Below are 16738 nucleotides of genomic sequence, written 5' to 3' on the forward strand. Positions count from 1 at the left end.
ATCATCTATAGCGCTTACGGTTAAAGATTTCAACTCAGCCTTTTCTGCGGCAGCGGCTATGTCGCCTCGAACAAAAGGGGACAGATTTATTAAAATAAATAAATCCGCCCCCCCTTCTTCTTTCTTCTTTTAAAACAACAAGTCAATCGAATCGCTCGCGACAATCTGATCCGAGGTAAAATCCAGCTTATCCGAGACTAAAACTAATGACCTCAAATCCTCGGGAAAATCTTCGATTCCCCCATGTACAGTTGGTACTAAAAACCGAAAATAATCCCCAACAACTGTCTCTCCTTCGTATCCGACCGGATAGTCCTCACCAGGAGCAGAGCTTTCAACTGCATGGTAAATGTAAAACCCCTTAATTGACGGAATTGAATACTCTGAAAGCTTTTTATCAAATCCCGACCTCTCTGAAACTATTAATTCCACATCTATGCGCGAACGGGCATTACGATATCTGCGAAATGAGTACATATCCAACAAAGTACGGCCTACTTTATTTTTCGGATAATCAAAAAAGTCTGACGACTCCTCCCACATAAACTCGTTTATGCTATCCAGCTTTGCCTCCAAGTCTGGAACTTCCAACAATGCAGAAGGCAGGCGACCAAAACAGTTATTGACCATAACTGCTATCAACCCATTTCTATCCATGGCGAACCAAGTTATTATTTCTCCAAAACTAGGCTGCCAGTCTTTATTCAGCGACATCACTTTCCCTCCGGCCAGGTAACACTGCAGTTCGCACAGGTGTCAATTATAGCATTTTTCGTAATCCCGCCCTCATCTCTAACAATACGGGGGCGCAGAGCACTGGTAAATTTCACTTCAGCAGGATTGACACCCATCCTAACTAATTTGTCAACCGCCGAGACTTCAGCACAGGCACCAGCAGCATTGCGGCAGAGGTTTGTGATCTCACCGACCTTCACACCAAGTTGTGTTTCTATATAGTTAACGGTTCGCACATCCAACATATCAGCTCTAATATTGCCATTACTGCTCCCTACCGCAATCTTCCCTGATACAGGATCATAGGCACTAATCATAGTTGCCACTTTAGATGCTTGGGTATTGCTAGGAATCGCATTGATAGCATCCAGTAATTCTTGGGTCGCCCGCTCATAAAACTTATCATTTGCAGGAGCGTGTAACACTGTTCGATCAAATAAGCCTACTGCCTCGGCAGGTCGTGTGTATTGACCCGTTTCGGAGATTAACCCCGTTGTTGCGTTGTTAGGCAGTTTGGTACCAGGAAGTCCCGCACTGGCAACCCCCAAAGCCCCAATGACAATATTTCCAGCTGCGTTCCAAAGATCGCCGTTGAACGCCTGGTTTGTTCCTACACCTATTTGGAGTAAACCATTGGCCGCTGCCGCCATACGTATGCTGGAGCCCAATGGACCGGTCAGTCCATAAATTGCCGGATTTCCAAGATTCGACAAACCCTGCAGTTCGTTATTGATGCGTAAATAACCTTGAGCGTCCCTGAAGATCAGTTCGTTTTCAGTTTTTGTCCGAGTCCAGACCAATTGATCGAACCATCCACCTGCAATGGCACGCTGAGCATCGGCAAAAGCATTTTTGGCTTCGGTGGTTCCGGCGTAACGGTACAGCTCCGGGTTCTCGGGGCCATTGCTGATTAGCTTGCTGACCCGGGCATTGACCTCTGCCACCGTCGAGTTTTCCAACTCTTGGGCGGCGTACACTTGGAGGTAAGCTGCTAACTCCGTGCGCTCCTGTGGTGTCAGAGAATTTCTGTCCAGGCGGAACTTGGCGAGCAGATCATCACTTCGGTGATCCGCACCCTCCAGTCGCACCAGCCGCTTAGCAGGATCTATTGCTCCTGTTTCCTTGAACTCCTCACGTGCGTTATCACGTTCCGCCTTGTCGTGCTTCCCAAGGAAGTTGTATTGCGTTGCGTTTGCCGCCACCGTCGCTGCGACGCCCAGATCGCCATCGGAAGCTGCCGCTCCCAACACACCCACGACCTGCGAGAGTGCGAGCAGGTTCGCCTGAGCCTGAGCGTATTCGGCGCTTCCTTTTACGAGATTTTTAGGAAGGAGCCTCTCTCCAAGAAGACCGATCAACACTTCGTTGGCGCCCCCCGCGATGGCACCCGTACGGAAGTCACCGCCCGTGGCCTCAGCCAGCAACCCGCCCAATCCGGCGTGCAGGAGGATTTTCCCAACGCTCCCGTCTTTCAGGGAAAGATCACCGATTTTCCCGGCCCCATAGGCGCCACCGATGGCCGCAGCGGTGCCAACTGCAGAACTCGCAAAATTGTCTTTCAGGCTGCCGCCGTAAACAGCGGTTTTGATCAAGGCATCCGAACTCACCTTGATCGCCACGATCTTCAAGCTCTCGGGATTCAGTCCAATTGCGCCTGGGTCGTAGTTGAGGCTTTGGGTAACGCCTGCGGTTGCTGCCGCCACGACATAGCTTTTAAGCGCTTCCTTGGAGGTTACATCCTTTGCAATCTTGCCCAGATTGCCTCGGTTGTCGATGGTGCTGACGGCGGCCTTTGTCGCTGCGGTAACCGCAACGGATTGCAGAATCATGCTCGACATCGGACCGATAACCGCTGCCATCACGATTGCAATGATCAGTTGCGAAGCTGGCCCAAGCCCCGAGTTTTGATATTTGAACGACTCGTGGATTTCCTTGACTTGCCTCCAGTCGATGTCTCCTCTCGCTTCTGCCTGCTTGAGCCAAGCAAGTTGAGGATCGGCCTCGACCATTGCGTCAATGGCTTGGTGCACGCTTTGCTGATCGACATGTTTGATATCGATCTTCAGCCCGTCTACAGCTTTGATCGTAAGTTTTCCAGATGCGATCAGATGACTCTGACGCAGCGTTTCATCGTTATTGCCCCGGCCTTTTGACGAAGTCCAAAAAGCATCTCCATCGCTTTTGGTATGGCTCTCGTCGTGAGAATCCTTCACCCCTTCAAAAACAATCGCCCCACCACTGTCCAGCGTGATGTCCTTGCCACTTTCAAGCTTCGCCACCTGATAGCGCTGATCCCCCTCGCTAACCAGCGTGAGATTGCCCCCGGTCTTGATCTCGCTCCCCACATGAGTGATCTGGGTAACTTCGTCGCGCTGCATTTTCTTGGCGCCGAAACCACCCTTCTCCTTCATGTCGTACAGGGTGTAATCCTTGTTCTGCGCTGCCAGCAGACTCAGGTCATTACCCGCATACACATAGGCTTCATTGCCCGCGCTGATCTTGCTCGCCACCAACGTGGTATCGCGACCGGAAGCGGTTTTTACGTCGCCGCCTGCGATGAACTCAGCGGCCTTCTGGACGGTGTGATTGTCTTCTTCGTGGACGCGTTTCTTGCCACTTTTGCTGTTGGTTTCGACATTGTGTTCGTCGCTCGCCGAAGCCATGTTCAAGTCTTGTTTCGCGTCGGCAAGCAGATCGCCTTTGGCTTGTGCCGTACTGGCGAGGACGTTGATGTCGCGACCGGCGTCAAGCTTCAGGTTGCCGCCACTTTTCACGCTGGACGCGAGGTTTTCCACGGTTGTGGTGACGGTCGAGCGATGTCCGCCGTTCTCGATTGTGTGGATCTCGTTGACGTTCTGAACCGCCAGTAAGTTGATGTCGCGGGTCGCGCTCAGGTCTGCATCGGCGCCGCTGTTGATCGTGCCGGAGTTGGTCAAGTCACGGCCGGACTTGATGCTCAACGTATCGCGGGCGCTGATGTTGCCGCCGTCGTCAAGTGACGTGCGCAACCCCTGCCCCGGGCTGTAAGTCACGGCGGTCCGGTCGTTGACGATGTCACCCTTGAGGGTGCTCAGGCTGACCTGATTACCGCGAATATCACCGGCCAGCGCATTGCGGATGCTGTCGGTGGCCATCAGGCTCAGGCGTTCGTTAGCCTCGACCAGACCACCGTTATAAAGGCTGCCTTTGACGTCTGCCGTGAGGTTGTTGGTGGCCCGCAGAGTGCCGACGTTGACCAGGTCGTTGCCGGCGATCATTTCCAGATCACGCCCCTGAATCAGGCTGCCGCCGCGCACGTTGCGCGACTCGGCCTGAGCCAGGTACAGCACTGGCACCAGTACTTTTTGACCATCGACGACGCGCTCTTCCATCCAGACGATGTCATGCGTCAGCGCCGCCACCTGCTCCGACGTCAGGGTGACACCCACCGTCAGATTCAGCTCGTTTTTGCTGGCGAGCGCGTTGTCCATCAGGTAACGGAATTGCTCGTAATCGTTGTTCAAGCCACCGGCCAGAAAGCGCTGGCCGGTCTGAGCCAACACTGCATCGCTGATCAAACGCGATTCGTAGCGACCGTCGCCGAGGCGGCGAGCGGCCTCATCGGCGTTGAAATTGAGCTTACCCAGCAGGTAGTCCGAGCTCATGAATGGCGCGGTCTGAGTCAGCTCCGGATTGGTTTCGATCAGGTAGCGGCTCTGCGGATTCGGGCTCTGCACGAACATGCCGTAAGGGCCTTTCGGAAGCCTGAATGTCGAAGACGCGGTTGGATCTACTGCAGCAAACGGTACTCCACGGAAATCAACCGGGACGAAGCTGATCTGCTTTACGCCGTCCGCATCCACCTTTTCGATGCGAGTGACGTCCTTGGCGACCTGAACGCTGGCGGCGCTGCTGCGCTTGCCCAGATTGATGTCGACGACACCCACACCGGTGGCTTTTTCGCTGTCCAGATTTCCGGTGAGCTGATCGTAAGTATTGTTGTAGAGCTTGCCGTTCTGGATGGAGTCAGTGACGTTGAGGCTTACCGTTCCTCCCGCCTGCAGGGTGGCCGGATACAAGGTGTTGCCATTGGGAGACCACTTTATTTGTACGTTCTCAGGGTGAGCGAAGCGACTGTCATTGGTAACGGCGACCAACTCGTTGAAGCGTGCCTCATCGAAATTCCCCTGCTGCGTCTGCGCGTTGAACGCCGGGACTTCGATGAACTCCATCCGATCCCACAGACTATTGTCGATCCTGCCAGGCGTGCCAATCGATTCTGTCGAAGTGCCGGAGCGCGATTCCGCGCCGAGGTTTAACAAGCGGTCGGCGGTTACCGTTAGGCTGCCGTTCGCAGCCATCATGCTGTAGCGGTTTTCGACATTGCCGGCATGAATCGTCAGGTTTTTGCCCGCGACGAAGCGTGATGCGGTCGAGTCTTTGAGAACCACATCGTTATAGGTCCGATCAATAATGATCGTGCCTTTTTTCCAGCCATCGTGGCCACCGCAATGCTGCCCGCAAATCCATCTGATGGAGCCGGAACTGCCGCCCTGCGACATTTCGAAAACCGACTTGGCGTTTTCCACCGACATCGCATTGATGTCGATATCCCCCTCGCCCTCGACCGTCCCCGACAAGTTGCTGAACAACGCAGCACGACCACCACCCACAGCGTCGACCGTGAGATTGCCCCGGCTGTAGATATCGCCGTAATAGTTGCTCAGGCTGCTGCCATGCAACTTCATCGTGCCGCCGCTGAACAGCAGCGTATCGGCTCCGTTGGAGATGCCGTTGGCGGCGTTGAATTCCAGATTGCCCTGGGCGCCCAGGGTGCCTTTGTTGTCGATCCGGGCAGCCGTCACCGTAAGGTTCTGGTTGGCGATCAGCCGACCGAGGTTGTCCAGCGTGCCACGCAAGGTCATCACGGTATCGCCACCGCTGACCAGCCGCCCGTCCTGTTGAATCACGTCGTTGGCGTTGATGGTGAGTTTCTGCTGAGCCGACACTCGACCGCTGTTGATCAGGTTGCCGCCAAGGGTCAGCGTCAGATCGCCATCGCTGAGCAGTTGCCCGGCGTTATTCAGATTGGCGACATTCAGGTTCAGCGCCGAAGCACTGGCGATGCGATCCCCGACATTAAGGTTCAAATCCTGCGAACTGGTGTAAGTCAGCCCACCATTGAGTTGCCAGGTGCCCACACCATTAACCGCCGCGACATCCCAGACGCCTTTGCCCAGACCGGTGAGGCTGCCCTGCGTGCCGGTCAGGTTATTCAGATCCAGGTCAAACAACCCTTGCGCGGCGTGACGAACGCTGCCGCTGAGGTTGTTGAGCTGGGCACCGCCAAGCTGCAGATCCTGGCTGCCGATCTCGATGGCGCCGTTCTGGTTGTTCAGATTGCCGTTCAGTTTGATCTTGCTGAAGGTGCCGCCAAGTGCGCGTATCTGCCCGCCAGCGCTGTTATCCAGTTGGTCGCCGATCAGTTGCAGATTCGTCGCCGACTCGATCAGTCCGCCCTGATTGAGAATCTGGCCGACCGCTTCGAGACCCAGCCGATTGCCGCTGATCTCACCACCCGCGTTATCCAGACGGGTGCCATCGAAAGTGACCTGACCTTTGCCGAAGAGCTTGCCGCCATGGTTGATCAGGCGTGTCACGGTCAGCTGCAAATCGCCCAGCAGGCTGGAGATCAAACCGGCCTTGCCGTTGACCACGCTGTTGTCGAGGTCGGCGCTGGTGATGTCGAGCGTGTCAGCCTGTAGCGTGCCACCCTGGTTTTGCAGGTTGCCGGTGCCCAGCGCGAGTTCTGCGTGGCTGCCATTGGCGAGGATCGCACCCTGCTGATTCAGTACGGTACTGCCGACGATTTTCAGACCATCACTACCGGCAACAATCTGGCCCGCATCACGGTTGTCGATGGACGTACTGGTGATGTCCAGGCGCTGCCCGCGCAATGTGCCGCCGCGATTGTCGAGTTCGACCAGTTGTTCGAGCAGCAGGTGTTGCTCGGCGGCGTCGACCACGCCCGTGACGTTTTTGAAGACCCCGGCGATTTTCAGCGCAATGTCGCCGCCCGTGCCGACGATGCCGCCCTTGTCGCTGTTGTTCAGCTGCGTGGCGTTGACTTCGATGGTTTTGCCCAGCAACACACCGGCACTGTTGTCGACCGTATCGCTTTCGATGTACAGGTCGGCATCGCTCTGGATCCGGCCCTTTTGATTGAGCAGTTGCGACTGACCGGCGACGGTTTGCTTGAGAATCAGGCGAGCGCCATCAACACCCGCCGCCAGCAGACCACCCTCGCCATTATCGAGGCTGGCCGCTTGCAGGTTGAGGCGATCGCCGATCACCCGCCCGCCACGGTTATCGATGTGACCGTTGCGAGCGACCAACAGCAGCTGTTGCGCGGCCACCACACCTTTACGGTTGTCGATACTGCCGGCGTGAACATCCACGTCCCCCTGGCTGGCTTGCAGTCGACCCAAGGCATTGTTCAGGTGCTTGTTGACGACCAGCGTGAGCTTGCCGGTCTCGGCACTGATCGCGCCTTTGTCATTGCTGGTGAGATTGTCCAGCGTCGCATCGACAACACCGCCGAGCAGTTGGCCGTTGGTGTTGTCCAGATCGCGTGCGGTCAGGTTCAGTGTCGTGTTGCCCTGAATCAGGCCCTGTGTGTTGTCCAGGTCTTCGCTGGCCAGCACGCTGTCATCCGATGAAATCGTGCCTTGGGAGTTGTCGAGTTTGCCGCGACTGGTGACCTCAAGGGTTTTGCCGGTCAGGCTGGCATTACGGTTGTCTATGCTCTGGGCAGCGACGCTCAATCGATCCGAGGCTTGAAGCTTGCCAGCGTGGTTATCGAAGCCCTGATCCAGTGCCAGATCAAGATTGCCGTTTTCGGCACTGATGACACCCTTGCTGCTGTTATCCAGTCGGGTGCCAGTGATCCGAATCGAATCGGCGGCCAATGTGCCGCCCTGATTGAGCAACTCGGCGCCCGACACAACGAGGTCGGTCTTTGCCTGGATCTTGCCTTTGCCATTGTTCAGACGTTCGTGGGCGACGACCTTGGTTTCGCCCTGGCTGGCAGCAATCAGGCCGCCAGCGTTGTCGAGTAGCCGGGTATCGATATCCAGACGTCCGGCGATGATTTTGCCGTCATCGTTTTGCAGCGCCCGCGCATTGAGTTTCAGACTGCCGCCGGCGATTTCGATACGACCTTTGCGGTTGTCCAGACTGTCGACGGAGAGCGTTGCCGCCTGGCCGTCGGCGAAGCGGATCAGACCACTGAGGTTGACGAATGCCGGGACGTTGAAGGCCAGGCTGGTCTCGCCGTAAATCCGGGCGTCAGCCCCTTGGTTGAGCAACCGAGTGGCGCTTAGCGCGACGTCTTTGGCCTGGACGATACCGTTCTGGTTATCGAGCACACCTGCGGCACTTGCGCTCAGCGAGCGACTGGCCAATACGCTGCCACGGTTGCTCACCGAGCCGCTGTTGATGGAAACATCGCCATTGCTGTTACGGCTGTTATCCGCATTCACTCCGGCTTCAATCACGCCGGCGTTGGTCAATGTGCCGCCGTTGGTCAGGCGAACGCTGTCCCTGGCGGCAAGGCTTTGCTGGTTGACCAGATCCTTAGCGGTTTGCACGGTCAATTGCGTGCCCGCGTAAACGGCCTGCTGCGCCTCAAGACTGTTGGCCTTGATGTCGACCGCATTGCTGGCCGTGGCCTTCGCCAACGTCAGTTGGCCATTGGCGTCGATCTGGATATCCCCGGCGCTGGCCGCCAGTTCGCCTGCCAGTTTCACGCCGACACCGGCCTCGGTGCCCACCAGTTTGATCGCCCCGGCGTACATCCCACCCAGCGCCGAAGAGTCGATCGCCAGTTGCGGTCTGGCGCTGCCGTCATCGGCACGCGCGGTGGCGTTGAGCGTTTCGGCGTTTACATCGTTGCGACCGGTGGTGATGTTCAGGCGTTTGGCGTGGATCTGCGCGTTGATCTGCGCACTGCGGGTGAGGATTTCAAAGCTGTCGACAGCGCTGGCATCCAGACCTTTGCCATCGATGGAGACGCTGCCCTGATCGACTTGAAAACGGTCCAGTCGACCCGCGCCATCGAGCACAGGTTTGCCGGTGGTCAATGTCACACGCGGGGTGTTGATGAAGCCGCAGCCGTTGCAACTGATGCCATACGGGTTGGCCACGATCACCCGCGCCGACTGCCCCGCCACTTCGGTGTAACCGCGCAGTTGACTCGGACTGCCACCGTTGACTTCGTTAAGGATGGTTTGCGCCGCCGCACCGCGCAGGTTCGGGTTGCCGAGAATGATTCCGCCGATCTGCGTCAGCTGCGTGCGGCTCGTAGCGTTGTTGAGGATGACGCCTTGAGCATCCACGTTGTAATCGTGGAACTGGTTGTGCGAAAGACCCGCACCGTTGGGCGTGGCGATGTTGATGATCGGCACGCCATTGCCTGCCCGGTCGAGCGTGGTGCCGGGCGCACTGACCACGATTCCGTCTGCCTGCGCCCACATCGGCTGCCAGAACATGACGTTGGCCAGCAGGAACGCCAGTCCGCGTTTGGGCATGCCCCAGAAGTGTTCACGGTTTTTTACGGCAGCAGAAGGCTGACTGGCCAGAAAGGCCAGTTGGCGGAAGTCCATATCAGAATCTCGGAAAGGGCAAAAACTAGAGGAAGAAATCCACGCGGAAATAGATCGGCGCTTCGCGCTCGGTCAGCACGTCAGGGCGTTCCAGGGAGTGGGCAAAGGTCACGCTGGCCGCAACGTGTTCGCCCCGGGCAAACAGTTCCAGCGAGTTGCTCGACATGCGCCCATGCTGGTCACCGTTGTAGCGGTCACCACGGATCACGCCCTGATCGTAACCGAGGCTGGTGCCGTATTCCGCGAACACCGGGCGCAGCCATTCGGCGTTGATCGGGCGCGACCAGCGCAGGTCATTGCGCCAGTAGCCACCGCTGTCACCAGACAGCGATTGATCCTTGTAGCCACGGATCGAAGACGACCCGCCGAGGCTGGTACGTTGCGGGCTGAACAACACGTCTTCACTGCGCTGGCCGGTCATCAGGCTGCTGAAGGTGAAGGACTCGCCCCACACTTTGAATGGCTGCAGATAGCTCAGGGTTGCGGTGTATTTGCGGTAACGCGCATCCGGCTCGCCGGGGCCCGGGTCGTGACTGCCCTGAGCGTCGAATGCACCGATGCCTTCCTGCATGCCGGCGTCGAAGTTGACGAAGGCGCTGCCGATACGCCGCCCGTGGTTGAAGCCGAACTGCGCTTCGCTGATGCGGTTGCTGCTCAGCTTGAGCTTGCTGTCTTCAATGAAGTTGTTGGTGCGCAGATACGACAGGCCGGCGTTGAGGGAGGTCTTGCTGACCGAGTCGCGGTGGATCACCCGCTCTGCGCGCAGCTGATGGTTTTCGCTGTCGCCGGTCTGCTTGAAGTTGTAGCCGTTGGCCGCGATTTGCGAGCGGTACTCACTCTGGCTGTAGGTGTAGCTGAAGTTCCACCAGCCCCACGGCAGGTTGTAGTTGAGCATGGCGTTGTTGGAGGTGTGCTGGTGATCGGTCATCGCATCGTGACCGCCGCGCAGACTCAACTGATCAGCCAGACCCAGCGGGCTGTCCCAGTCGAATGTCGTGCCCCATTGCTGCTCACCCGTGCTGCGCTGGCCATCGTTGCTGCGCGACAGTCCGGCGCGCCATGGTTTCTGCGGGGTGTTGGTGACCAGCACCTCACTGCCGCCGACGTTCTTGCCTGGCGACAGCTCCATCTTGGCCTGGTTGGAAGGGAGGCGATTGAGCTGATCGACCATTTGCTCGATCTCGCGCAGGTTCACCAGCTCACCGGCCTTGCCGGGAAACGCCATCGACAACTCACGCTCAGAGAGCTTGCTGTTGTCGGCGCCTTTCAAGCCCTCGAGTTTGCCTTCGACCACCAGCACTTTCAGGTGCCCGCCGGACAGATCCTGCTGTGGCAGATAAGCACGGCTGGTCACCCAACCCTTCTCGATGTAGTGATCGGTGATGACCTTCAGCACTTCATTCAGCTGAGGCACACCGAGACACTGGCCGATGTAGGGCTTGAGCAAACGGCTCTTGTCGTTCTCCGACAGGCTGTCGGCGCCTTTGAGCTCGATGTCGTTGATCTGAAAGCAACGTGTGTCGGCGGGGGCTTCCGGCTGCGCCGGCTTGGCCTCTTTACCGGGCAGATCCTTGAGCTCTTCGAGCCGCCTCTGCTGCTCTTCGAGCAGACGATTCTGGCGTTCGCGGATCAGGTCGGTTTCACCGGGGGTGGGTGCTGCAAGTGCGGTTTGGAGTGGAGAAAGGCATAGCAAAGCCAGGCACAACCTCGCCACGAGGGCGGGTGAGGACATGTTCGATCCCTCGAGACGGAAACTGATATCAGAATAGTGGCGCGATAGTAATGAGCCACTATTCTGACGTCAATTTTTGTCATTACTAAATATGTATTGCCGACCAGCGGCATCAGTAAAAGTCTTCCGGAATCGGTGAATCACATCATCTCAATGCTCAACCGCCAGTTTCGTCGCCACATCTTCCGGCGCCAGCACCCGACCATCGGCCGACAGCAACTGAAGCTTCCTGATCGGCTGACGCTTCTGCGCATCCACCATCACCGACCCCGGCTCGCCAGGCTCGAACATGAACTCCCCACCCCACTGCGACAACGCAACGATCACAGTTTGCAACGCACGACCCTTTTCGGTCAGCACGTATTCCTTGTAAGCGCTGCCATCGGACGCTGGCACCAAGCGCAGGATGTCGCGCTCGACCAGCCCTTTGAGCCGGGTGCTCAACATGTTCTTGGCGATTTCCAGGCTCTTCTCGAAATCGCTGAAACGACTGATGCCTTCCAGCGCATCGCGGATGATCAGCAACGACCACCAGTCACCGATCAGATCGAGTGTCCGGGCGATCGGGCAGGCATTGCCCGCAAGGCTTTTGCGCTTCATTTCGGGTGTCTCCGGCAAAACGGCAGGTTCGATGCGGTTGCATCTTACAACTCATGCCGTCAAATCGTTAACGCGTGCGGCTCGAAACTTAGCACCTGCGTACAAGTGGCCAATGCCCTTTGTCGCGATAGTGAACGCTGCCATCACGGCATCCTCGCAGGCCCACACCCAAGGAGTTTTCATGAGCACGTTCACGACCCAAGACGGCACCGAGATCTATTTCAAGGACTGGGGCAGCGGCAAGCCCGTGCTGTTCAGTCACGGCTGGCCGCTGGATGCTGACATGTGGGAATACCAGATGGAATACCTGAGCAGCCGCGGCTATCGCACCATCGCCTTTGACCGTCGTGGCTTCGGCCGTTCCGAGCAGCCGTGGACCGGCTACGACTACGACACCTTCGCCGATGACATCGCGCAACTGATCGAGCACCTGGATCTGCGTGACGTGACCCTGGTCGGCTTCTCCATGGGCGGCGGCGATGTCAGCCGCTACATCGCACGCCACGGCAGCGAGCGCGTTGCCGGACTGGTGTTGCTGGGCGCGGTGACACCGCTGTTCGGCAAGAAACCGGACTTTGCCGAAGGCGTCGACAAGTCGGTGTTCGACGGAATCAAGGCTGGCCTGCTGAAGGATCGTGCGCAGTTCATCGCGGACTTCAATGCCCCGTTCTACGGCACCAATCAGGGTCAGACAGTCTCCGATGGCGTGCTGACCCAAACCCTGAACATCGCTCTGCTGGCCTCGCTCAAAGGCACCGTGGATTGCGTCACTGCATTCTCGGAAACCGACTTCCGCCCGGACATGGCGAAAATCGATGTGCCGACGTTGGTGATTCACGGCGATGGCGATCAGATTGTTCCGTTCGAAACCACCGGCAAACAAGCGGCCGCGCAAATCAAGGGCGCTGAACTGAAAGTCTACGCAGGTGCGCCGCACGGCTTTGCGGTGACTCATGCGCAGCAATTGAATGAAGACCTGCTGGCGTTTCTCGATCGCTGAGTCCTTGTGATCTGAACACGCCTTGAAAAGGGCCGTCGACTATCCTGTCGGCGGTCCTTTTTTTTGTTGTCCCGGATTCCGGTGCCAAGGTGAAGCCCCGTATTTACGGAGCTTTCAGGCCTCTGCATCACGTTTTTATCTTCACATGCCAGCTTAATAATATTTTACCGATAACCACCCCCTCCCTAGTCTGATCCCAAGCACAGAGAACAGGTCGACAGCGACCTGAATCCAACGGCCTCGTGAGAAGGGATCAGAGATGACCACTGAAATAATAAAAACAGACACGCTTGTTGTCGGCGCCGGTCAAGCGGGTGTGGCTATGAGTGAACACCTGAGCAAACTCGGTGTGCCGCACCTGGTGCTGGAGCGCAGCCGCATTGCCGAACGCTGGCGCACCGGGCGCTGGGACTCGCTGGTGGCCAACGGTCCGGCGTGGCACGACCGGTTTCCGGGGATGGAATTCGATGATGTCGATCCGGACGGTTTTGCCCACAAGGAACGTGTCGCCGATTACTTCGAAGCGTATGCAAAGAAATTCAACGCGCCGATCCGCACCGGCGTCGATGTGAAAAGCGTAGTGCGTAATGTCGGTCGCCCGGGCTTCACCATCGAGACCTCCGAGGGCGTGATCGAAGCGGCCCGCGTCGTCGCCGCCACCGGCCCGTTCCAGCGTCCGGTGATCCCGGCCATTGCACCGAAAGATGAGCGTCTGCTGCAGATTCACTCGGCTGATTATCGCAACCCGCAGCAGTTGCCGGCCGGCGCAGTGCTGGTGGTCGGTGCCGGTTCGTCGGGCGTACAGATCGCCGATGAATTGCAGCGCTCGGGCAAGCAGGTTTACCTCTCCGTCGGCGCTCATGACCGCCCTCCTCGCGCTTACCGCAACCGCGATTTCTGCTGGTGGCTGGGCGTCCTCGGCGAGTGGGATCAGGCCGCGATGAAACCCGGCCGCGAGCACGTGACCATCGCCGTCAGCGGTGCCCACGGTGGCCGCACCATCGATTTTCGTGGTCTGGCCCATCGCGGCATGACCCTGGTCGGCGTCACCGAATCGTTCAGCGACGGCGTGGTGACCTTCAAACAGGACCTGCGCGACAACCTCAAGCGTGGCGACGAGAACTACCTCGCGCTGCTGGATGCCGCCGACGCCTACATCGAACGCAACGGCCTCGATCTGCCGCTGGAACCGGAAGCCCGCGAAACGTATCCGGACCCTGAATGCGTGAAAAACCCGCTGGCCGATCTCGATCTGGCCGCCGCCGGTATCACCTCGATCATCTGGGCCACCGGGTTTGCGGTGGACTATTCGTGGCTGAAAGTCGCCGCTTTCGACGACAACGGCAAGCCGCAGCACCAGCGCGGCGTGTCCAGCGAAGCGGGCGTGTATTTCCTCGGTCTGCCGTGGCAGTCGCGACGCGGTTCGTCGTTCATCTGGGGCGTGTGGCACGACGCCAAACACGTGGCCGACCACATCGCCACCCAGCGCAAATACCTGGCCTATCGCGATGCCGAACAACGCGAAGCCGCGCTGCACAACAACGCTGTCGACACCGTCGACGCTTGATTTCCCTCTTCAATCCCGGCGCCCGTCGCGCCGGGTCCGAATTCGTCAGGAGCCGCACATGAGTCAGCCAACCCACACCCGCATCCGCATGTTCAACACCAAGGACACTTACCCGAACCAGACCCTGGACAACGACCTGTGCCAGGCCGTGCGCGCCGGCAACACCGTGTATGTCCGTGGTCAGGTCGGGACCAATTTCGACGGTGAACTGGTCGGTCTCGGCGACCCGCGCGCGCAGACCGAACAGGCCATGCGCAACGTCAAGCAACTGCTCGAAGAGGCCGGCAGCGACCTGAGCCATATCGTCAAGACCACCACTTACCTGATCGACCCGCGCTACCGCGAGCCGGTGTATCAGGAAGTCGGCAAATGGCTGAAGGGCGTGTTCCCGATCTCCACCGGGCTGGTGGTGTCGGCTTTGGGTCAGCCGCAGTGGCTGATGGAAATTGATGTGGTTGCGGTGATTCCCGAGTAATTCGACCTTAGCGAAAGGAGGCCACACATGACATTTTCCATCGCCGCCCGCTGCCCCGAAACCGGTCAGTTCGGCATCGCCATCAGCTCCTCCAGCATCGCCGTCGGCGCCCGCTGCCCGTGGCTGTTGCCGGGGGTTGGTGCGGTGTCGAGCCAGAACATCACTCTGCCGTCGCTCGGCCCGGAAGTGCTCGCCCTGATGGAGCAAGGTCTGGCGCCCGAGGCGGCGCTGGACAAGGTGCTGACCCGCAACGGCTACAGTCAGTACCGGCAGATCACGGCCATTAACCACCTCGGCCAGACCGCGCATTTCAGCGGCGCGCAAACCTTGGGCGTGCACAACGCCGTGTCGGGAGAGCAATGCGTGGCGGCGGGCAACATGCTCGCCGGGCGCTCGGTGATCGAAGCCATGGTCAGCGCGTTCGAAGAAGGCGAAGGTCAATTGGCCGATCGCCTGATCAACGCCCTGCACGCCGCCCAGGCCCTGGGCGGTGAAGCAGGTCCGGTGCATTCGGCAGCCGTGGTCGTGGTGGGTGAACTGACCTGGCCCATCGTCAACCTGCGGGTCGACTGGGCCGATGAAGACCCGATCGGTCAATTGCAAAAACTGTGGGACGCCTATCGCCCGCAGTTGCAGGACTACATCGACCGCGCCCTCGATCCGGCCAAGGCGCCGGGCTACGGGGTTGCCGGAGACGACCGATGAGCGACAGCGTCGCGTTGCTCAAGACGCTGGTGGGGTTCGACACCACCAGCCGCGAGTCCAACCTGCAATTGATCGATTTCGTGCGCAGCTACCTCGAAGGTTTCGATGTGCCGTGCGAGCTGATCTACAACGATGAGCGCAGCAAGGCCAATCTGTTCGCCACGATTGGCCCGGCCGATCAGCCGGGCATCGTGTTGTCGGGGCACACCGATGTGGTGCCCGTCGATGGCCAGCCGTGGACGCTGCCGCCGTTCGAACTCAGCGAGCGTGACGGCAAGCTTTACGGTCGCGGCACGGCGGACATGAAGGGCTACATCGCCTGCGTGCTGGCGCTGGTGCCGTCGTTGCTCGAAGCACCGCTGCGTATGCCGGTGCACATTGCCCTGTCCTACGACGAAGAGGTCGGCTGCCTCGGCGTGCGCTCGTTGCTCAAGGTGCTGGAGCGACGTCCGGTCAAACCGCTGCTGTGCATCATCGGCGAGCCGACCGAACTCAAACCGGTGCTTGGGCACAAGGGCAAACTGGCTGTGCGCTGCGATGTCCAGGGTCATGCCTGTCACTCGGCCTACGCGCCACTCGGAGTGAACGCCATCGAATGCGCCGCCGAGCTGATCGGCGAGCTGGGACGCATCGGCCGGCAACTCAAGGATGAACACCTCGACCCGCGTTTCGACCCGCCGTACTCCACGGTGCAAACCGGCGTGATCAACGGTGGCAAGGCGTTGAACATCGTTCCCGCCGATTGCCGTTTCGACTTCGAAATCCGCGCCCTGCCCTCGCAGGATCCGGCGGTCGTCGCGCAGCAACTCAAGACCTATGCCGAACAGCAAATGCTGCCGCGCATGCGGGCCGTCAGCGAGCAGAGCGATATCCGTTTCAGTGAATTGTCGGCCTATCCAGGGCTGGCGACGGATGCCCGGAGCCAGGCTGCGGAATTGATCGCCACGTTCTGTGGCTCGGACGATTTCGGCACCGTGGCGTTTGGCACTGAAGGCGGATTGTTCGATGCGGTGGGGATTCCCACAGTGGTGTGCGGCCCCGGCAGCATGGATCAGGGGCACAAGCCGGACGAGTTCGTCAGCGTCGATCAGCTCACGGCTTGCGATGAGATGCTGCAACGGATGCTGGCGTCGATTCGCGTCTGAAAAAACGGCCTTGGCTGCAGGATTCAGGTCTGCAGCCGAGCTGCAATAACACCGACAGACAGCTGCTCCGATGGAGGTCAGCTGCGTTGTCGTTCATGGCTCTGAAACGACCGGAACAGAGCGTTTTCCGCTGACCG

Annotated in this window: 9 protein-coding genes; 5 read left to right on the plus strand and 4 right to left on the minus strand. The window is 58.7% G+C overall.

Annotated elements, in window-relative coordinates; genetic code table 11:
- Positions 1-129 precede the first annotated feature (129 nt).
- From ABFB52_RS17065 to ABFB52_RS17080, 4 genes are all read right to left on the minus strand, one after another.
- The gene (locus ABFB52_RS17065; protein WP_039766929.1) at positions 130-714 is read right to left on the minus strand and encodes a hypothetical protein; all 585 of its coding nucleotides are present in this window, start codon (positions 712-714) and stop codon (positions 130-132) included.
- Positions 714-9377 carry a DUF637 domain-containing protein gene (locus ABFB52_RS17070; protein ID WP_256656679.1) on the minus strand — a complete coding sequence of 2888 codons (8664 nt, stop codon included), beginning with the start codon at positions 9375-9377 and terminating at the stop codon, positions 714-716. The genes ABFB52_RS17065 and ABFB52_RS17070 overlap by 1 nt, the downstream gene beginning before the upstream one ends.
- Before the next feature lie 25 nt (positions 9378-9402).
- Entirely contained in the window at positions 9403-11109 is a 1707-nt protein-coding gene (locus ABFB52_RS17075; RefSeq protein ID WP_102687099.1) for a ShlB/FhaC/HecB family hemolysin secretion/activation protein, read from the minus strand.
- 150 nt (positions 11110-11259) lie between these two features.
- Positions 11260-11709: a helix-turn-helix domain-containing protein gene (locus ABFB52_RS17080; protein WP_085746213.1), complete on the minus strand. Its 450-nt coding sequence runs from the start codon at positions 11707-11709 to the stop codon at positions 11260-11262.
- A 181-nt stretch (positions 11710-11890) separates the two neighbouring features.
- Here ABFB52_RS17080 and ABFB52_RS17085 point away from each other — a divergent pair, with 181 nt between their 5' ends.
- From ABFB52_RS17085 to argE, 5 genes are all read left to right on the plus strand, one after another.
- Entirely contained in the window at positions 11891-12709 is an 819-nt protein-coding gene (locus ABFB52_RS17085; RefSeq protein WP_085746212.1) for an alpha/beta hydrolase, read from the plus strand.
- Positions 12710-12968: 259 nt separating this feature from the next.
- A complete protein-coding gene (locus ABFB52_RS17090) occupies positions 12969-14276 on the plus strand; it encodes an NAD(P)/FAD-dependent oxidoreductase (RefSeq protein ID WP_129973430.1) in 1308 nt (435 codons plus the stop codon).
- 58 nt (positions 14277-14334) lie between these two features.
- The gene (locus tag ABFB52_RS17095; RefSeq protein ID WP_007950460.1) at positions 14335-14751 is read left to right on the plus strand and encodes a RidA family protein; all 417 of its coding nucleotides are present in this window, start codon (positions 14335-14337) and stop codon (positions 14749-14751) included.
- Between the two features lie 27 nt (positions 14752-14778).
- A complete protein-coding gene (locus ABFB52_RS17100; RefSeq protein WP_074688650.1) occupies positions 14779-15456 on the plus strand; it encodes a DUF1028 domain-containing protein in 678 nt (225 codons plus the stop codon).
- A complete protein-coding gene (gene argE, locus ABFB52_RS17105) occupies positions 15453-16601 on the plus strand; it encodes an acetylornithine deacetylase (RefSeq protein ID WP_129973431.1) in 1149 nt (382 codons plus the stop codon). Before ABFB52_RS17100 ends, argE begins: the two co-directional genes overlap by 4 nt.
- Positions 16602-16738 lie beyond the last annotated feature (137 nt).

The organism is Pseudomonas sp. 9.2(2024) (assembly GCF_039695385.1).
GTDB classification, from domain to species: domain Bacteria; phylum Pseudomonadota; class Gammaproteobacteria; order Pseudomonadales; family Pseudomonadaceae; genus Aquipseudomonas; species Aquipseudomonas paraglycinae.

Excerpts from the sequence above, each read along its gene's own strand:
- ABFB52_RS17065 (WP_039766929.1), bottom strand. The coding sequence starts at position 714 with ATGTCGCTGAATAAAGACTGGCAGCCTAGTTTTGGAGAAATAATAACT.
- ABFB52_RS17075 (WP_102687099.1), bottom strand. The coding sequence starts at position 11,109 with ATGTCCTCACCCGCCCTCGTGGCGAGGTTGTGCCTGGCTTTGCTATGC.
- ABFB52_RS17080 (WP_085746213.1), bottom strand. The coding sequence starts at position 11,709 with ATGAAGCGCAAAAGCCTTGCGGGCAATGCCTGCCCGATCGCCCGGACA.
- ABFB52_RS17095 (WP_007950460.1), top strand. The coding sequence starts at position 14,335 with ATGAGTCAGCCAACCCACACCCGCATCCGCATGTTCAACACCAAGGAC.
- argE (WP_129973431.1), top strand. The coding sequence starts at position 15,453 with ATGAGCGACAGCGTCGCGTTGCTCAAGACGCTGGTGGGGTTCGACACC.
- ABFB52_RS17070 (WP_256656679.1), bottom strand. The coding sequence starts at position 9,377 with ATGGACTTCCGCCAACTGGCCTTTCTGGCCAGTCAGCCTTCTGCTGCC.
- ABFB52_RS17085 (WP_085746212.1), top strand. The coding sequence starts at position 11,891 with ATGAGCACGTTCACGACCCAAGACGGCACCGAGATCTATTTCAAGGAC.
- ABFB52_RS17100 (WP_074688650.1), top strand. The coding sequence starts at position 14,779 with ATGACATTTTCCATCGCCGCCCGCTGCCCCGAAACCGGTCAGTTCGGC.
- ABFB52_RS17090 (WP_129973430.1), top strand. The coding sequence starts at position 12,969 with ATGACCACTGAAATAATAAAAACAGACACGCTTGTTGTCGGCGCCGGT.